Source organism: Streptomyces sp. NPDC039736 (assembly GCF_055596485.1).
Window position 1 is genome coordinate 277480 of the sequence record NZ_JBVIUQ010000006.1, and the last position, 17846, is coordinate 295325.

21 protein-coding genes are annotated in these 17846 nt (G+C 70.0%); 16 read left to right on the top strand and 5 right to left on the bottom strand.

Translation table 11 applies throughout. The annotated features are described in order from the left end of the window. Positions 1-42 precede the first annotated feature (42 nt). From ACZ56L_RS20695 to ACZ56L_RS20760, 14 genes are all read left to right on the top strand, one after another. Entirely contained in the window at positions 43-900 is an 858-nt protein-coding gene (locus ACZ56L_RS20695) for a hypothetical protein (protein ID WP_471065479.1), read from the top strand. Between the two features lie 169 nt (positions 901-1069). After that, the gene (gene cpaB / locus ACZ56L_RS20700; RefSeq protein ID WP_345228703.1) at positions 1070-1792 is read left to right on the top strand and encodes a Flp pilus assembly protein CpaB; all 723 of its coding nucleotides are present in this window, start codon (positions 1070-1072) and stop codon (positions 1790-1792) included. A 94-nt stretch (positions 1793-1886) separates the two neighbouring features. Next, positions 1887-3482: an AAA family ATPase gene (locus ACZ56L_RS20705; RefSeq protein ID WP_471065481.1), complete on the top strand. Its 1596-nt coding sequence runs from the start codon at positions 1887-1889 to the stop codon at positions 3480-3482. A gap of 65 nt (positions 3483-3547) precedes the next feature. Continuing rightward, entirely contained in the window at positions 3548-3961 is a 414-nt protein-coding gene (locus tag ACZ56L_RS20710; RefSeq protein WP_471065483.1) for a TadE/TadG family type IV pilus assembly protein, read from the top strand. Positions 3962-3993: 32 nt separating this feature from the next. Next, entirely contained in the window at positions 3994-5349 is a 1356-nt protein-coding gene (locus ACZ56L_RS20715) for a CpaF family protein (RefSeq protein WP_468686245.1), read from the top strand. Beyond that, on the top strand, positions 5346-6335 hold the full coding sequence (locus ACZ56L_RS20720) for a type II secretion system F family protein (protein WP_471065485.1): 990 nt from the start codon (positions 5346-5348) through the stop codon (positions 6333-6335). The genes ACZ56L_RS20715 and ACZ56L_RS20720 overlap by 4 nt, the downstream gene beginning before the upstream one ends. A 20-nt stretch (positions 6336-6355) precedes the next feature. Next, positions 6356-7246, top strand: a complete 891-nt coding sequence (locus ACZ56L_RS20725; RefSeq protein ID WP_345228697.1) for a DUF5936 domain-containing protein — start codon at positions 6356-6358, stop codon at positions 7244-7246. Between the two features lie 443 nt (positions 7247-7689). Continuing rightward, complete coding sequence (locus ACZ56L_RS20730) at positions 7690-8859, top strand: sensor histidine kinase (RefSeq protein WP_471065487.1); 1170 nt, start codon at positions 7690-7692, stop codon at positions 8857-8859. A gap of 110 nt (positions 8860-8969) precedes the next feature. Beyond that, a complete protein-coding gene (locus ACZ56L_RS20735) occupies positions 8970-9998 on the top strand; it encodes a response regulator transcription factor (protein WP_471065489.1) in 1029 nt (342 codons plus the stop codon). A 197-nt stretch (positions 9999-10195) separates the two neighbouring features. Further along, positions 10196-10405, top strand: coding sequence for a hypothetical protein (locus ACZ56L_RS20740; RefSeq protein WP_471065491.1), 210 nt, complete (start codon positions 10196-10198; stop codon positions 10403-10405). Then, positions 10405-11016 (top strand): pilus assembly protein TadG-related protein, encoded by a 612-nt coding sequence (locus ACZ56L_RS20745; RefSeq protein ID WP_471065718.1) that lies wholly within the window; start codon positions 10405-10407, stop codon positions 11014-11016. The genes ACZ56L_RS20740 and ACZ56L_RS20745 overlap by 1 nt, the downstream gene beginning before the upstream one ends. Before the next feature lie 38 nt (positions 11017-11054). Beyond that, positions 11055-11654, top strand: a complete 600-nt coding sequence (locus tag ACZ56L_RS20750) for a hypothetical protein (protein WP_471065720.1) — start codon at positions 11055-11057, stop codon at positions 11652-11654. 2 nt (positions 11655-11656) lie between these two features. Continuing rightward, positions 11657-12325: an OmpA family protein gene (locus ACZ56L_RS20755; protein WP_345228690.1), complete on the top strand. Its 669-nt coding sequence runs from the start codon at positions 11657-11659 to the stop codon at positions 12323-12325. 175 nt (positions 12326-12500) lie between these two features. Beyond that, positions 12501-13304, top strand: a complete 804-nt coding sequence (locus tag ACZ56L_RS20760) for an SGNH/GDSL hydrolase family protein (protein ID WP_471065493.1) — start codon at positions 12501-12503, stop codon at positions 13302-13304. Positions 13305-13331: 27 nt separating this feature from the next. Here ACZ56L_RS20760 and ACZ56L_RS20765 read toward each other — a convergent pair whose 3' ends face one another. Then, a complete protein-coding gene (locus ACZ56L_RS20765; RefSeq protein ID WP_401756435.1) occupies positions 13332-13826 on the bottom strand; it encodes an ATP-binding protein in 495 nt (164 codons plus the stop codon). A 281-nt stretch (positions 13827-14107) separates the two neighbouring features. On the opposite strand from ACZ56L_RS20765, the gene ACZ56L_RS20770 reads away from it, so the two are divergent. Both ACZ56L_RS20770 and ACZ56L_RS20775 read left to right on the top strand, forming a co-directional pair. Further along, positions 14108-14959, top strand: coding sequence for a helix-turn-helix domain-containing protein (locus ACZ56L_RS20770; RefSeq protein ID WP_471065495.1), 852 nt, complete (start codon positions 14108-14110; stop codon positions 14957-14959). An 11-nt stretch (positions 14960-14970) separates the two neighbouring features. Next, a complete protein-coding gene (locus ACZ56L_RS20775) occupies positions 14971-15162 on the top strand; it encodes a hypothetical protein (protein WP_471065497.1) in 192 nt (63 codons plus the stop codon). A 59-nt stretch (positions 15163-15221) separates the two neighbouring features. On the opposite strand, the gene ACZ56L_RS20780 is transcribed toward ACZ56L_RS20775, so the two are convergent. The 4 genes from ACZ56L_RS20780 to ACZ56L_RS20795 all read right to left on the bottom strand — a co-directional run bounded on the left by ACZ56L_RS20780 (position 15222) and on the right by ACZ56L_RS20795 (position 17812). After that, a complete protein-coding gene (locus ACZ56L_RS20780; RefSeq protein WP_471065499.1) occupies positions 15222-15686 on the bottom strand; it encodes a hypothetical protein in 465 nt (154 codons plus the stop codon). A gap of 714 nt (positions 15687-16400) precedes the next feature. Then, positions 16401-16886, bottom strand: coding sequence for a hypothetical protein (locus tag ACZ56L_RS20785; protein WP_471065501.1), 486 nt, complete (start codon positions 16884-16886; stop codon positions 16401-16403). Positions 16887-17071: 185 nt separating this feature from the next. After that, positions 17072-17290, bottom strand: a complete 219-nt coding sequence (locus ACZ56L_RS20790; RefSeq protein WP_471065503.1) for a hypothetical protein — start codon at positions 17288-17290, stop codon at positions 17072-17074. Between the two features lie 87 nt (positions 17291-17377). Then, positions 17378-17812 carry an SgcJ/EcaC family oxidoreductase gene (locus ACZ56L_RS20795; RefSeq protein WP_471065505.1) on the bottom strand — a complete coding sequence of 145 codons (435 nt, stop codon included), beginning with the start codon at positions 17810-17812 and terminating at the stop codon, positions 17378-17380. Positions 17813-17846 lie beyond the last annotated feature (34 nt).

Here is a 17846-nt window from a genome sequence, read left to right on the forward strand (position 1 = left end):
GCGGACGCGAACGGTCGGGCAACGGGGAGCGGGGACATCGACGTGCCGACAGCGATAGCCGTGACCAGCGCCGACCTGGTGCTGCCGCCGACCGACCGGCAGACCCCGACCGCCGCCGTCCTCCAGCCGCCCGCCCACCAGTCCCTGGACGCGGCGCTCGCCGAGACGAACGTCCTGCTGGAGCGGCACGGCTTCCTCGTCGCCCTGTACCCCTCCTCCCTGCCCGCGGCCCACGAGCACCGGCTGCACATGGTCCGCTCGGTCCTGGAGACGGACCGCATCGCCCTGCTCAAGCTGGACCTCCCGCCGCTGGGCATCGCGGTCCTCGCCCGGCAGCTCCGCCAGCTCTCGGTCTGCGACTTCAGCGCGGGCGTCATCGCCTCCGCGGCCCGCCTGCTCTCGCACTACGTCTACGCCGGCGCGCTCCTGAACTCCGTCACCAAGCTGGACCGCATTCCGGTCAGCCTGAAGTCGCACGCCAAGTCGTGGATGCCGGGCAGCCAGTTCGCCGTACTGTCCAACCCGGAGCCGCAACTGATCAAGCTGGGCGGCGAGGAGAAGCTGACCGGGCCGGAGTTCGCCACCCAGTTGGCCGTCGCGGCGGGCCAGTTGTCGTCGTCCTGGGTCACGGAGACGCTGGCCCCCGCCTGGCAGGTGCAGGGCACCCAGGAGGTCGGGCTGCCGACGGCGTCGCCGGGCTGGTGGGGGACGCCGAAGGTGGTCGAGTTCGCGGCCTTCCTGCCCGACGTCTCCGTCCTCTACCAGCTCGTCTCCTCGGTGCGCATCGAACAGTGCCACTGGTGCGGGACACAGCTGATAGGCGACCGCTGCGGGTTCTGTTCGGCGCCGGTGGCGACGGCGGCGGAGCCGCATGCGGTGCTGAGCCGCGGTGCGACGTAATGCTCCGCGCCATGCCCCGGGTGACGTCCCGGGCGACGCCTCGCGCGCGGCCTTGCGCGCTGCGCTGCGCCGCGTCGCGCGCAACGCCCCGCCCTCCGACGCTCTCTGATCGCCTGCACCACTCGCACGGTTCCGGTTCCGACGTATTCCGATCGAGGTAGCACGCACCATGAACTCACGGCAGCGCCGCGGCATCATCCTGCTGATCCTCTCCGTCCTGTGCGCGGTCGGCGCGTTCGTCGGAGTGCTGTCGGTGATCCGCGACGTGAACTCGAAGGTCGGCCCGGAGGTCACCGCGTACCGCCTGAAGGCGGACGTCGCGCCGTACCGGACGCTGACGGCGGCGCAGTTCGAGCGCGTGGAGATGCCCAAGCGGTGGCTCTCGGACAACGCCGTCACCGACATCTCCGAGATCCGCGGGAAGATCGCCGTCACCCAGTTGCGGAAGGGCTCCCTGCTCCAGACGGACATGCTGGTGAAGCGCCCCGAACTCCAGCCGGGGGAGCAGGAGATCGCCATCATGATCGACGCCGAGACGGGCGTCGCGGGCAAGATCACGCCGGGTTCGAAGGTCAACGTCTACGCGACCTTCGAGTCCGACAAGAAGCTGGCCCCCAAGAGCAAGCAGGAGGAGTCCTGGGTCATCGTCTCCGGCGCCCGCGTGATCGACGTCGGCAGGATCACCCCGCTGGAGCCCGACGCCAAGGACCGCAACCGCAAGATGAAGGACGCCGTCCCGATCACCTTCGCGCTCAGCACCCGCGACGCCCAGCGCATCGCGTACGCCGAGTCCTTCGCGGTGCATGTGCGCCTCGCCCGCATCCCCGACGGCAGCGACCCGAACATCACCCCGCGCGACCGCATCTACGACCTGCCCGGGGACCGGACGTGACGTCCGCCCCCACGGCGCACGGCGCCCCGGCCCCGGCCGCACCCCCAGCCCCCGCCCCAGCAGTGACGTGTGGACCAAGAGTGAGGACGGCCGCATGACGACGCGTATCCTCCCGGCCGTGGGCGACCCCGACGCCGCCCGCGCCATCATCACCCTGCTCAGCCAGCTCCCGGACGCGGAACCCGCCTCGCCCGCGCCCGACACGACGTCACTGCTCGACACGCTCGCCCGCCTCGCGCAGGAGTCGCTGGACGAGCTGCCCGAGGTGGTCCTCGTCCACGAGCGGATCGGCCCCGTGCCGGCCCTGGAGGTCATCCGGGAGGTCGCCCTCCGCTTCCCGGCGGTCGGCGTCGTCCTGATCTCCGCCGACACCAGCCCGCAGCTCTTCACCGCCGCGATGGACTCCGGTGCGCGCGGCATGATCGGACTGCCGCTCAGTTACGAGGAGCTGGCGGGCCGCGTGCAGAACGCGGCGTCCTGGTCGGTCGGCGTACGCCGCCACCTGGGCGCCGGGGCGGACGTGTTCAGCGGACCCGGCGGGACGGTGGTCACGGTGACCGGCGCGAAGGGGGGCATGGGCACCACCCTCATCTCCGTCCAGCTCGCCCTCGCGGCCAGGGCCTCCGGCCGTACGGTCGCGCTCGTCGACATGGACCTCCAGTCCGGGGACCTGGCCTCGTACCTGGACGTGCAGTTCCGCCGCTCGATCGCCGACCTGGCCGGCATCGCGGACATCACCCCGCGGGTCCTTCAGGACGCCCTCTACACCCACGCGACCGGACTCGGCCTCCTCCTGGCCCCGGTGGACGGGGAGCGCGGCGAGGAGGTCACCGACCGGGTCGCCCGCCAGGTCGTCAGCGCCCTGCGCAATCGCTACGAGATCGTGGTCGTCGACTGCGGCACGCAGATGAACAGCGCGAACGCGGCGGCGATCGAGATGGCCGACCGGGCGGTGCTGGTCGTCACCCCGGACGTCATCGCGGTACGGGCCGCCAAGCGCATGGTCCGCCTGTGGGACCGGCTCCAGATCCGCAAGGCGGAGGAGACCACCACGGTCGTCAACCGCCTTACCCGCAACACCGAGATCCAGCCGCCCCTGGTCGAGAAGATCACCGGCACGAAGGTCGCGCGCAGCTCGGTCCCCTCGAACTACAAGGAACTCCAGTCCGCCGCCGACGCGGGCCGCCTCCAGGACCTGGAGGCCCGCAGCACGGTCAAGCAGGCGATCTGGGCCCTGGCGGGGGAGCTGGGCCTGGTCAAGACGCAGGAGCCCGCCGGCGGCCGGGGCGGCCGGGGCTCGGGCCGGGGCCGCCGGGGCGACAAGGGCGCGATCACCGCCGAACTGGCCGGGATGTTCCCGCTGATCCTCCTGGTGATGGTCCTGATGTGGCAGGCGGCGGTCTGGGGCTACACCTTCTCCCTGGCGGGCAACGCGGCGGACGAGGGGGCGCGGCAGGGCACGGCGGCGTACGGGGCCGGGGGGAGCGGCGTGCCGGAGTGCCAGGCCGCCGCCCAGGCCCGCCTCCCCGGGGCGTGGGAACTGGACGGGCCCCCGGACTGCCGGATCGAGGGCAACCTCTACAAGGCCACCGTCACGCTGAAGGTCCCGGCGCTCTTCCCCGGTGCGGACGGCTTCGACTGGACCTCCAAGGGCGAGGCCGGCGCGGCCCTGGAAGGAGCGGACGAATGATTCCCTCCCGGATGCGGCGGAGGTGCGGGTGCCCGGTGGCTGCCCACTTCCCGCGCGGGTGCGTTGTGGCTGCTCGCGCAGTCCCCCGCGCCCCTGACGGGGCACGGGCCCGCCGTGCCCCCGGCGGGGACCGGGGTGTCGCCACCCTGGAATTCACCGGGTTCCTGCCCATCCTGCTCATCGTCGTGCTCGCCGCCATCCAGCTCGGCATCGCGGGTTACGCGGCCCTCCAGGCGGGGTCCGGGGCGCGGGCCGGGGCCCGAATCGAATCCCAGGAGGCGTACCGGGGTCAGTGCGGTGCCGCAGGGGCCGCAGCCATGAGCGGCTGGCTCGTCGCGCGCGGGGCCGAAGTCGGCTGCACCGACGGCGACATCGTGCGGGCCACGGCCCGCGTCCCCGTCCCCTCGATCATCCCCGGCTTCACCTTCGGCACGATCACCCGCGAAGTCTCGATGCCCGCCGACGACACCACCCCGTAAGACCCCGTCAGCACGCACCAAGGAGCCCACCCATGAGCCTGCGGCAACGCATCGCCGCCCCCGAGGAGCACGGCGGGGGGCGGGAGGACGGCCACCTGGTCGCCACCTACCGGGCGAAACTGCTCGAAGAGATCGACCTCGCCGAGATGTCCTCCCTGGCCGCCGCCGAGCGAAGGGCCCGCCTGGAGCGCGTCCTCGGCCACATCATCAGCCGCGAAGGCCCGGTCCTCTCCACCTCCGAGCGCTCCCAGCTCATCCGCCGCGTCGTCGACGAAGCCCTCGGCCTCGGCGTACTCGAACCGCTGCTCGAAGACGCCTCCATCACCGAGATCATGGTGAACGGCCCCGACTCGATCTTCGTCGAGCGCGCCGGACGCGTCGAGCAGCTCCCCATGCGCTTCGCCTCGCACGAGCAACTGATGCAGACCATCGAGCGCATCGTCTCCACGGTCAACCGCCGCGTCGACGAGTCCAACCCCATGGTGGACGCCCGCCTTCCTTCCGGCGAGCGCGTCAACGTGATCATCCCGCCGCTCTCCCTGACCGGCGCGACCCTCACCATCCGCCGCTTCCCGAAGGCGTACCGGCTGGACGAGCTGATCAACCTGGGCACGCTCGACCACAACATGCTGATGCTGCTCTCCGCCTTCGTCCGCGCCCGCTTCAACCTCATCGTGTCCGGCGGCACGGGCTCCGGAAAGACCACCCTCCTCAACGCCCTCTCCGGCCTCATCCCCGACCACGAACGCATCATCACCGTCGAGGACGCCGCCGAACTCCAGCTCCAGCAGGCCCATGTGATCCGCCTGGAGACCCGGCCCCCGAACGTCGAGGGCAAGGGCCAGATCACCATCCGCGACCTCGTCCGCAACTCCCTGCGCATGCGCCCCGACCGCATCATCGTCGGCGAGGTCCGCGGCGGCGAGACCCTCGACATGCTCCAGGCCATGTCCACCGGTCACGACGGCTCCCTCGCGACCGTCCACGCCAACAGCGCCGAGGACGCCCTGATGCGTCTCCAGACCCTGGGCTCGATGTCCGAGGTCGAGATCCCCTTCGAGGCGCTGAAGGACCAGATCAACTCCGCCGTCGACGTCATCGTCCAGCTCAGCCGCATGGCCGACGGCTCCCGCAAGATCACCGAGATCGTCATCCTGGTCTCGCACGGCCGCGAGAAGTTCCAGGTCGTCCCGGTGTCCCGCTTCCTCGCCCAGCCGATGAGCCCGGACCGCCTGGTCCACGGCCACTTCGAGCACCTCCCCCTCCCGCGCCGCATCGCCGAACGCCTCTACCTCGCGAACGAGCCCCTCCCGCCCGCCTTCGGCGTCAGCGAAGACCCCCTGAACGACTCCCTCTACGTACGACAAGCCATCGAGGCCCGGCCATGACACCCCACCCCGCCACCCACACCCTCGCGGCGGCCGTCCTACCGCCCACGCTCACCCAGTACGCGCTCCTCGCCCTGGGCGCGACCCTGCTGACCTGCCTGCTCGCGGTCCTCGGCGTGCACCTGTACGCCTCCGGCAAGGCCCAGCGCAGCGCCCTGGAGAACCGCCTCGCCCTCACCACCGGCCGCGAGAGCGGCCGCCGCCGCCACTTCCGGGGCATCGACCGCCGCCTGCGCCGCACCGCGCTCGGCAAGAAGCTGCACCTGCGCATCGCCTCCACCGGACTGGACGTCACTCCGGGCGAGTTCTTCGTGTACGTGCTCGGGGGCGTCGTCGCGCTCTGGCTGATCGCCATCTCGGTGCTGGCCCCCTTCTTCGGCCCGATCGCGGGCCTGGTCGCCGTGTGGGCGGCGCACACCTTCCTCAACTGGCAGCGCCAGAAGCGCATCGAGGCCTTCATCAACCAGCTCCCGGATCTCTCCCGCATCCTCGCCAACGCCACCGCCGCCGGCCTGGCGCTCCGTACGGCGCTGGGCATGGCGGCGGAGGAACTCGAAGCCCCGGCGGGCGAGGAACTGGCCACCGTCGCCTCCCAGCTGGCGGTCGGCCGCACCATCGACGACGCCCTCGGCGAACTCTCCGCACGCCTCCCCTCCCGCGAGCTGGTCGTCCTCGTCACCACCCTCGTCCTCTCCAACAAGGCGGGCGGCACCGTCGTCGGCTCCCTGCGCAACCTCACCGAGACCCTGGAGGAGCGCAAGGAGACCCGGCGCGAGGTCCGCACGATGCTCTCCGAGGTCAACGCGACCGCCTACACGGTCCCGCTCCTCGGCCTCGGCGCCATGATCATGCTCAACTCCATGAACCCCGACTCCATGGCGAAGATGACCGGCCACCCCGTCGGCCAGATCGTCGTCGCCGTGGCCGTCGGCCTGTACGCACTCGGCTTCGTGGCGATGCGCCGACTCGGCAAGATCGAAGTCTGAGGCGGGGGACGGAGAACACCATGATCGGACTGCTCCTCGCCCTGGCGTTCGGCCTCGCGGTGGCCGGCGTCTTCGCGGGTGTACGGATGTACCGCGCGGAGGCCAAGGTCCCCGGTGACCTGGCCGTGGCCCTGGAGGTCGGCGCGTCCCGCGTCTCGGCCGCCGACTCCGCGATCGACCGCATCGGGATGCGCTTCGCCCCCGCGGTGCTGCGCACGATGGGCCCGGCGCTGGTCGACAAGAAGCGCCGCAAGATCGACAAGGCCGGAAACCCGGGCGGCCTCACGGTCGACCGGTACGCGGCCCGCCGCGCCGCCTACGGCATCTTCGGCGGCCTCACGGGCCTCCTCTGCCTGATCAACGGCTTCACGCTCTTCGCCGTCTTCTGCCTGGCATACGGCTGGTTCGCGGCCGACGCGCTGATCTGGCAGGCGACGCGCGCCCGCAAGGAGGTCATCGAGCGCACACTGCCGGACTTCCTCGACGTGCTCGCGGTGGTGGTCAGCGCGGGCCTGGGCTTCCGCCAGGCACTCGACCGGGTCGCCGAGAAGTACGAGGGCCCCTGGGCGGACGAACTGCGCATCACACTGCGCCAGATGGACATGGGGGTGAGCCGCCGCACCGCGTTCGAGGAGCTGCGCCGCCGCAACGAATCGGAGCAGGTCTCGCAGTTCGTGACGGCCCTCCAGCAGGGCGAGGAACTGGGCGCGCCCATCGCCGACACGCTGATCCAGATCGCCAACGACATGCGCCGCACGGACGCCCAGAACTCGCGGCGGCGCGCCGCCAAGGCGATCCCGAAGACGACGGTCGTCACCCTCACCTTCATGGTCCCGGCGACCCTGATCCTCATCGTCGCGAACATGTTCCTGGGCTCCGGCGCCGACTTCTCCTCCATCTTCGGAGGCTGACCCCGATGCCTTCCCCCTCCCCCCACACCCCCTCGGACGAAGCCTCCGCCCCTTCGGACGGCGGGACCGCCGCCACCCCCGCCCCCTTGGGCGACGAGGCCGCCCCCCGGGGGCGAGGGGGACACCCCCTGCTCGAGCGAAGCCGAGAGCTTGGGGGAGGGCGGACAAGGGGGCAGTCCCTCCCGCTCCCGGCCCGCCGGGACACCCCCCGCCCCGCCTGGCTCCGCCGCACAGCCAGCACCCTTCGCCCCACCCGGCCCGGCCGCACGCCGCTCGTCCCCCGCCCCACCCGGCTCCGCCGCACCCCCACCACCCTCACCGGCAGTCCCCCCACACCCCCCGCAGTCTCCGCGCTCGCCCCCGACGCCCCCGCCCCCAGCCTCCCGATTCAGATCAACGCCCTCCAAGCCCTGTGCCGCCAGGTCTTCGCCTTCCGCCTGGCGATGATCGCCATCGGCGCGCCCTTGGCCCTGAGCCGCGCCCAGACGACCACCGGCACCACCCTCGTCGGCGCAGCCGTGGTCGTCACCTTCGTCGGCTCCTACGCCATGCTCCGCGACTGGGAGACCTTCGCCCCCCTCCTCCTCAAGTACCGCTCCCTGATGGCCGTCGACCTCGTCTTCGGCTCCGTCCTCCTCCTCACCGCCTCCCCGGACTCCGCCCTCGGCTACGCCACCGTCTGCACCCCCCTCCTGGCCGGCCTCCTCTACGGCTGGCGCGGCGCGGGCATCTTCACCGCGATCCAGACACTGCTCCTCTCCCTCGCCTACGGGGCCTGGGCGACCCGCCTCACCGGTCCCACCGGCACCGTCCTGATCTGCGGTTTCTGCGTCGCCGCCGGCGCCGTCGGCGTGACCCTGCGCAACCTGATGTTCCGCTTCGGCGAAGCCACCCAGGCCCTCTCCGAGGTGAAGGCCCGCCTGGCGGTGTCCGACGCGGTCGGCGCCGAGCGGGCCCGCCTCGCCCGCGAGATGCACGACTCGGTCGCCAAGACCCTGCACGGCGTGGCCCTGGCCGCCGACAGCCTGGCCCAGTCCGCCGACCGCATGGACCCGCTCACGGTCAAGCACCAGGCGGGAGTGGTCGCCCGCTCCGCCCGCAAGGCGGCGGCCGAGTCCCGTGAGATCCTCTCCGACCTCCGCCGCCACTCCAGCTACGACGGCGACACCGACGCCACCGTCGACATCGCCCCCGAACTCACCGCCCGCACCACCGACTTCACCCACCGCACAGCCGTCCCCACCACCCTCCACCCCACCCCCGGCGGCACCCCGCTCCCGCCCGTCCCGCACGCCGTGGCCCGCCAGCTCCTGACCATTGCCACCGAGGCCATGGAGAACGCCCACCGCCACGCCCAGCCCACCCGCATCACCGTCGAGGCGGGCACCGCCGACGGCCTCCTGCGCCTGAGCGTCCTGGACGACGGCACGGGCCTCCCCCCGGGCCTCTCCCTGGACGACCTGCGCCGGGCGGGCCACTTCGGCCTGGTCGGCATGGTGGAACGCGCGGCCTCCATCGGCGCCCGCATCCGCATCGGCCGGGGCCGCAGCGACAACGGCACCGAAGTACGCCTCGAACTCCCGCTCTCCGCCCTCGCCCCCCACCAGACCTGACCGGACCCGACCACCCCTGACTCCCGAGAGGAGGCCGCACCATGCCGGAAGCACACCGCGAGAACACCCACAGGCACAGCTCAGACCCCCGGTCCGTATCCTCGACCCACGTGTCGCAGCACACCTCGCCGCACACGGTCGTTCCCCGCTCGGAACAGACCCCGCACGGGGCCCCCGCCCCCCCTCCGGCGGCGGCGTTCCCGACCCCCGCTCCCCACCCGGACCCGCACCACTCCCCGCACCCGGACCCGTTCGGCCCACCGCCCGTCCTGCGGGTGGTGGTGGTGGACGACAATCCGGTCGTACGGGCGGGACTCACCGCGCTGTTGGGCGCCCGCGCGGACGTGGACGTCGTCGGCGAGGCCGTGGACGGCCACGAGGCCCTCGCCCTGGCCGAACGCTCCCGCCCCGACGTGATCCTGCTGGACGTCCGGATGCCGGGCGTGGACGGCATCTCGGCACTCCCGCACCTGGTGAGGATCGCGCCGGTCCTGATGCTGACGTACAGCAGCGAGAGCGAGATCGTGCAGGAGGCGTTGCGCCTGGGCGCGAGCGGCTACGTGGTCCACGGCGAGTTCACCGCCGACCAACTGGTCACCGCGATCCACGACTTGTCCCAGGGCCGGGCCTACTTCACCACCTCCGCCCAGACGGCCCTCCTGGCCCAACTCCGCAACGGCACCCTCGGCGGGCCGATGCCGCCCCCGCTCCCCGAGGGTCTCGGCTCCGTCTACACCTCGGGCGTCCCGTACACGGGCCGCAGCGCGACAACCCCGCCACCCAGAACGCCCCGTCCGGAGCCAGACGTCCACAGTTCGCCCGGGTCCGTTCCCTCCTCTTCGCATCTGCAACCTTCCATGACATCCTCTTCGTTCGAGCAGTCATGGGCTAACGTCAACAGGCAGCAATTCGGACTGAGTTCGCGGGAGGTGGAGGTGATGAACCTGATCGCCGCAGGCATGAACAACCAGCAAATCGCCGCCACCTGCTTCATCAGCGAGAAGACGGTCAAGAACCACATCAACCGAATCTTCGCGAAGCTGCACAGCACGAGCCGCAGCGAAGCGATCGCGATGTGGATGGGTACGACGAGGAGCGGCGCCGGCGGCAACGGGGGAGGGGTGATCGGCCGTGCCTGAACCGACGACGGGGACGACGTCACGCCCCACCCGGGCCCACACCGCCCTTTGGGCCCGGAGTTGGGCCCACGGACCCTCTCCCGAACGGCGTGTCCGGGCATACGTTCCGGATGTCGCAAGCGGGCCCGGACAGAAGGCGCCGACCGGACCTGCGGGTGGCGTTTCTGACGAGACGTACGCATCCGGAGGGGCTTCCCATGGAAAAGGCATTGCTCGCGATCACGACGTGGCGGAACACGGTCGTCAGCAGGATGAAGGAGCGTTCCGACCGGGGTGCGAGTGTGGTGGAGTACGCGGGTCTGGTGGTGATCATCGCGTTGATTGTGGTGGCGGTGAATGGGTTGGGGTTGGACGAGACGATCTCTACCGCGATCGACGAAGCCGTGGCCGATATCACGGGCGGCTGATCGTATTTGGCGCTCACTGTGACCGAGGGCAGGCATTTCCCATCTACATCATGTCGGTGGGGATCCTGCTCTTTGTCGCGTTCGCGCTCTTCGTCTTTGCCCAGGCGGCCTTTGCCCGCAGTGGTGGCCAGTCTGCTGCCGATGCTGCGGCGCTTGCTGCGGCACAGGAGTCCCGGGATGAGTACACCGAGAATTTCTTCCGCGACATCGTCGACCCGGGAGCGTGGCCATTGTGGCTGTTGGGTGAAGGGGAGGTGGCCAGCGGCGCGGCTGATGCGGCGACTCTTGCCAATGAAAACGACTCGAACCTCACCGCCGGCCCGACGCTGACGCGCGACGGTGGATATCCTGCACGTAAAGTGACCATTCAAACCCGCTTCACGGGTGGTGACTCGGTTGTTCCTGGCATTGAAACTCGGACGGCGCGAGTGTCAGCCACAGCGGTGATTAAGCCCCGCTGCACTATTGGCCCGGAGAGTGATCCTGCCAAATTGGTGTTCGTCCACTGCAAGGGTGGCGTGATCTGGGAAATCGATCCGAAGAATATTGCCGATCTTCCGGGTCTGCTTCCGGAGCCGCAAGACCTTTTCGACGTCCACCTGGTCCGGTAGCAAGCGAACAACGAGAAAAGGAATAGCTGTTGAATAGCATGCAGCATGCCATGAAGGCCCGAAGGGCGCTGACCGCTTTGGCGATCACTACTGGTCTGGCCCTCGCGGTGGCTGGATGCGGTGGTGATTCCGGCGGTGAGCAACCGAACAAGTCGGCCAATGCTTCGACCCCGGCACCGGCAAAGCAGTCTGACCAGAAGCCGAAGGAAACCGCACCTGAGCCTCCCGCATCTGGCACTGTGCTTGCGGAGATTAGGGGGGGCGAGAACCACACACTGACCATCAACTCAGCCGTGCGGGATGCGGGTGGTTTCGTCACCGTGTCTGGAAAAGTGAAGAATGGGCGTGGAAGGGCATGGAATCCCACAAGTTGGAGCGGTGACGAGAAGGAACTCAATGCCAACGGTTCTTCGATGGCTGGAGCGGCACTGGTGGATAAGGTCGGCAAAAAGAAGTACCTGATCTTGCGGGATACGGACGGCAAGTGCTTGTGCACTAAGTTCACCGGAAGTTTCAAGGCCGATGAAGAGCGAACGTTCTTTGCTCAATTCCCGTCTCCCCCAACAGGCACAAACAAGGTTGACTTCCAGATCGCCGACATGCCCCCCGCCGCGATCGAAATCTCCGAGGGCCAGTAACCATGACTCTCCCCCTCCTGCGAAGTAGGCCCACCCTCCTCGCCTCAGCCACCATCGCCGCAGCCGCCCTCGTCGGCACCCTCGGCGTCACCACTGCCCACGCCGACCCCACCCCGAGCCCCGGCAAGCCTCCCGGCAGCACCACCCAGCTCCCCGCCCCCAAGGTCGACGCCAATTCCCCCGGCCTCAAGCTCGCCGACGGCGGCACCCTCGCCCCCGCCCGCGTGGTCGACATCAAGTCCGTCGTCGAAGATCTCGGCGGCGAGGAGCGGCGCGAGGACACCAACACCGACGTCACCTTCGCCCTCCAGGCCGAAGTCCTCTTCCCCAAGGACAGCCACAAGCTCCAGCCCGAAGCCGCGGCCCGCATCAAGGCCGTCGCGGCGGAGGCCCAGAAGAACGAGGCCACCAAGATCCGGGTCTTCGGCTTCACCGACAACCTCGGCACCTACGAACACGGCCTCGCGCTCTCCAAGAACCGCGCGGACATGGTCCACCGCGAGCTGATCAAGACCCTCGGCTCCAACGTCACCTACGAGGTGCGCGGCTACAGCGAGGACTACCCCATCGCGGACAACTCCGACGAAGAGGGCCGCAAGAAGAACCGCCGCGTCGAGATCACCTTCCCGCGCGGCGCGGCACCGGGTTCGGGTTCCAGCCCCAGCACGTGAGGCACCCGTACCGTCCGCTCCGGAGAGGAGAACGACCCGAGCGGACGGTACGGATACCCGTAAGGGTCCCCTCCGTATCCACATCGTGCGTCCACGATGACGACCCCGCCCCCGCTCGATGACCGACCGGTGACAGCCCCCGGCGACCCCGGGTCGGCGCGTTTCCCTGGGCGGTATGAACCATTTCCCCCACCCCCGCACAGCGACCGCCCTCGCCCTCGCCGTCCTCAGCGTCCTCGGCCTCGCTGCCTGCGAAGGCGGGACCGGTGCGAAGACCGACCCCGCGAGCACCACCACCGACGCAGCCGCCCCGCAGGCCGACGGGCCCACCGGCCGCGGCAAGCCCCCGAAGCTCCTGTGGATGGGCGACTCCGTCGCCGAGGCCGAAGCCCCCGCGCTCGGTGCCGCCCTCCGGGCGAGCGGCGGCGAGTTCACCTCCGTGGCGGCCACCGCCAGCGGAAACGTCACCGGATCGGACGCCGCCGAGACCTGGAAATGGCTCCCCGAGAAGCTCGCGGCCGAGAAACCGCAGGTGCTCGGCTACCAGATCACCGCCTTCGACTGGGGCACCCCGGACGAACAGCGGAAGGGGTACGAACGCCTCGTGAAGGCCGTCCAGGACGTGCGCGGCAAGCTGGTCATCGTCTCCACCCCGCCCATCAGGCACAACGAGATCCAGAAGCCGCACGCGGCGGAACTGGCGGAGGCCAAGGACGTGGCTCAGGAGGTCGCCCGCCGTCACGCCGACACCGTCACCTTCGTGGACTCCTCGGAGCTGTGGGGAACCGACCCGGCTGCCGAAAAGGCGATGCGCAGCAAGGATGGCATCCACAACTGCCAGCAGGCCGCCGCGACGTTCGCCCAGTGGTTCGGCGGCCGGCTCGGGAAGCAGTACGGCTTCACGCTCGCCCCGGCCGAGAAGTGGGCCACGGGCAAGTGGACGGGGGACGCGTCGTACGGGATGGCCGGTTGCTCGTGAGACCGGCCCGGGCCCGGACGGCCGCGCTCAGTGGGGGAGGTTCACCCAGGACTTGATGCCCCGGTGCGGCGGTACGGCCTCGTCGACCCCCCACTCCCCGCCCCAGTCCTCCACCGCCTCCGCGAGGAGCCACAGGGCTCGCCTCCTCCGTACGAAACAGAGGGAGGTGGCGTCCGGGTCCGCGTGCGGTGGGTGCTGGTCCCAGACGATCAATCGGAGGGTGTCCCGGTGGTGGCGCAGGGACACGTACAGGTCGGCATCAGCGGTCAACTTCCCGGCCACTGCCATGAGTTCCGTGACGACCAGCGCGAGGATCGACTCGAATCGGTCGAGACGGTGGGCGTGCAGGGCCCCGGCCAGCGCCCGCCGGACGATCCCCGCACTGCGTGCCGTGCCGGGAACGGTCAGGCTGACGGCGAGGTTGTCGGCCTCGTCGTAGCCGGTTCTGGTGGTGGGGGAGGAGGGGTCGGGGTGATCGGCGACCGGGCAGAGCGTGTGCGTGGGGGTGGCGGGTTGGTGCATGTCTGAACTCCCTCGTTCAGTGCGGTTGTTGACCCGTCGCACTCGTTACGCCGATGAGCAGTGGCCTGTCTCCCTTGCGCGGGCCCGCCCCTCCCAGGGAAAGGAGCCTGCGGGCGGGTCCACGCGATGCGCTTCAGCTCGGTCGTGTAGTCGGTGCTGCACCTAAGGTAGGAGCGTGCGGGGCAAAATAACCCCCATAGTTGGGGTAACTAAGCCCTTCGGGGTAACGCTCGCACGCGCACCCGGCAGACTGCTCACCACACGTTGTGGAAAGGAACGGTATGGCGGCGAGGACCTCACCGACTGAGCGTCAGAGGCGACTTGGGTTCGAGCTGCGAAGGATGCGCACGTCAGCGGACGTTTCCGCCGAGTCCGCCGCCGGGCTCCTGGGGGTGGATCGCGGCAAGATCTCCAACATCGAGTCGGGGACTCGGGCGATCAGCCCAGAGCGTGTCCGGACGCTGGCCGATGCGTGTGCCTGCAAGGACGAGGGATACGTCGACGCTCTCGTGGAGATGGCGCAGCCGCGCGCCAAGGGCTGGTGGGAGAGGTTTCGGGGCGATGTCCCTCAAGGTCTGCTGGAGATCGCCGAGTTGGAGTCATACGCCTTGCGCATGCGCGCGGCGTACACGGTGCACATCCCGGGCCTGCTCCAGACCTCGGACCATGCCCTGTCCGTCTTCCGCAGTGTGATTCCGCAACTTTCCGACCGGGAGATCGCGCTGCGACTGGCCCACCGCGTGGAACGGCAAGTGGTGCTGGAGGGGAGCAACCCGACTCCGTACGTCGGCATCGTGCACGAGGCGGCACTGCGTATGCAGTTCGGTGGGCGCAGGGTGGCCAGGACGCAACTCGAACACTTGCTTGCGCAGTCGGAACGGGAGAATGTGACCCTGGTGGCACTCCCGTTCGAAGCCGGAGCCTTTCCCGGTGCCGGGCAGACCGTGCTACTGGCAGGTGGCCCGGTGCGGCAGCTCGACACCGTACAGATCGACAACTCGCACGGGCCCGACTTTCTTTACGCGCAAGGCCAGTTGGAGAAGTACCGGGCCCACCTGGACGCGATGGAGCGCATGGCGCTGTCTCCCACCGCGACGCGGGACTTCCTCCACGGCCTCGCGCAACAACTCTGAAGGGGCGGTCCATGCAAGAGGTCAACTGGGAAGAGCCGTTTTGCGGCGAAGGCAACTCTTGCTTCCGACTCGGCACGGACACGGAGGGCAACGGCTACATCGCAGTACTGGGCGCGGAGGACGACGCCCTCACCGACACCCGCGAAGCCCTCCGCACGCTGATTCTCGACATCAAGGCGGGCAAGGCCGACCACCTCCTCTGACTCGCCCGCAGCCCGGACGGGGCGAGCCGAAAAGTGGGACACTTTCCTCGCCCCGTGTCCTACTCCTGGAGCGAGGGCCCTCCCCGGCTGACCGGAAGCCCGGTCTCCGGACGATGGGTGAGCGGCCGCCCGCTCAGAGCGTCCAGCAGGACGCGATCTCCCAGCGTGCGCTTCATGCGGACCGTGACGTGCTCCTCTTTCCCCTGCTTGGTGCAGAGCTTTCCAGCGGCCTCCCTGCTGGCGTACGACGTCAGGACCACGCTGCCCCGCATCTCCAGCGCCTTCACGGCGGGTGCGTTGTCACACGACCCCCGAATGGCCAGGACGGAGACCGAACGGCCATCGGCAGCGATGCGGACCACGTGCTGGAGCGAGTTCCCAGGAACGTTCTCGGCCGGGGCGATCGGAGGGCGAGGGGGCTCCGAGGGGGTGACCGCAGCGTGCTTCAGCGGAGACGCGTAACCGGCCAAGGAGAAGAGCCAGGCAGGCACCACTGCGGGGCCCCGGTGCGTGGTGATCGTCATCTCGCCCATTTTCGCCCCGGTCACCGTCAGGCGAGGGCCGTCCACGCTGTGGTTGAGAGCCAGAGACTCAAAGGTCTCCTGAGCACTTTGCAGGGGCCGCGACAGAGGCGCTTCCCCTGGCCAGGCCACCTGCCCCTCCCGGAGGTGGTTGGCGGGCAAGGTTCCTCGTAACGTGAAACTCCTGTCCGTGTAGGCCTGACGATCGGCTTGGTTCTTCAGCCCCCCGTGCGGCAACTGAACGACGTCACCCATGGGGTGGTATGCGGATCTCCACGCGGCAGCCGCAGCGGACCCGTCCCAGGCCGCAGCGACCTGCTCCGCACGTTGCTGCTGCTTCTTCAGATCGCTGTCGAGCTTCTCGTTCTCGCCGCCACAACCGGACATGGCGCCCAGCCCTACGGCGAGCAGTGAGACCAGGGCGAGTCGGCCGGTTGCCGATCGGACGCTACGACACATGTGAACCCCCTCTGCACGGCGACGTGACGGTACGGAGATCTGACTCGTAGAGCCTGCCACCCGAACCGGGAGCACGGCATGGTTCCGGCCGGACTCGTAGACGTGACCACCGTGGCAGTGACGGAGGGCGTGGCACGTGCGCTCCGCCTCCTGTGGGCCCTGCCGGCCCCGGTCGCGGTGGCCCGCGACGACCGCCCGCCACAGGAGCATGCGGGTCAGGTGCAGGCGGCCGTGGCCCGCCCGCACCCCCGGCGGCGCTCACTGCGGCCGTGTCGTGTCCGCCGCTCCGTCCGGCTTGGGTGCGACGCCGTCCATCGGGGCGAGCGACCACTCCCCGTCTTCCCGGGCCAGCAGCTCGGTCACGTCCACGGGGGCGGCCCCGGGATCACGGGACCCGCGGAGCCGTACGTTCCAGAACCCCGGGAACTCGGAAGCCTTCGTCCACTTCACCCGCCACCCCTGCCCGCCGTACGCGGCGATGCGCGCTTTCGCGTCCTCGCCGCCGTGGGGGTGGGCGGAGAGGTGACGGACGAGACCCGACTCGTCGGATTCGTTGAGGAGTTGGACGTACGTCACCAGGAAGGGGTCGAGTCCTTCGGTGGACGTCGGATCGTCCTCGGCGCAGGAGGTGAGGGCCAGGAGCGCCACGGTCGCGACACCGGCCGCGCACCACCGCACGCGGCGTCGTCGCGGCCGCTCGCGTACGGAGCGCGGACCGAACGGACCGGAAGTGCGACGCGACAATGCCGACCGCCGTTCCTTGGGCTCGTAGGTGTGTCCGCTGCGGCAGGCGGGGGTGAACGGGACCCGGCGGTTCCCGGAGCCCTCCCCGCCGCCGCGACGCCCATCATGGCCCGCCGTCGGCGTACGAAACAGAGCCCCCGAGCCGAATGCGCGCCCAGAACGCTCCGCTCGCCGAAGCCGCCCCGTCAGCCGCGCGACTCGCGCCACCGCCGGCCGGCGCGGGCGGCCCGCTCCATGTACCAGTCGCGGAACTTCATCATGGCCACGGAGAACGGGGTCGCGATCAGGCCGATGAGGAGGGCGGACCCCCACCCCTCGTCGCGGCCGAAGTGCAGATAGAGCACGGTTCCCACGTACACCAGGACCGTCAGCCCGAGCAGTTTGAGCATCTTGGAAGGCTCCATGTGCGGCCGGATACCCCTGAAGAGGGCTGCGTATGAGCCGGTGTTCGCGCGACGGTCCTGCGGGGCCCGCAGGTGCCCGCCGAGGGGTCAGGCGGCGGGCGGAGCGTCGACGGCCGAGTTCTGGCCGACCACGATCTTCCAGCCGTCCTCCTGCCGGGCGATCACGTACGTCGTCACGCCGCGTGGGCCCTCAACGGGGTTGCCCGCGCTGTCCGTTGGGGTCTGATGGACGTTGACCCCCACCACCCCGTCCGCGACGGCGAGCAGCTTCACCACGTCGTAGCGGGCGTAGACGTCACCGAGGAATCCCTTCAGCGCGGGCCCGCTGAACTCCGCGATCTCCTCGCGCCCGTCGAGGCGCCTGCCCACGGCGTTCGTCCAGGAGGCCCGCACCCCGAACTGCGCGGCCAGGGCGTCGCCGTCGTGCGCGTTGAAGGCGTCCTGCAGGTCCTTCACCACGCGGATGACGGCGGCCTGGATGTCCGCCGGGATGTCGCCCACGACCAGCGTGTCGTTCGTCATGATGTCCTCGCTCCGGGTCCATGGCGACGTTCTC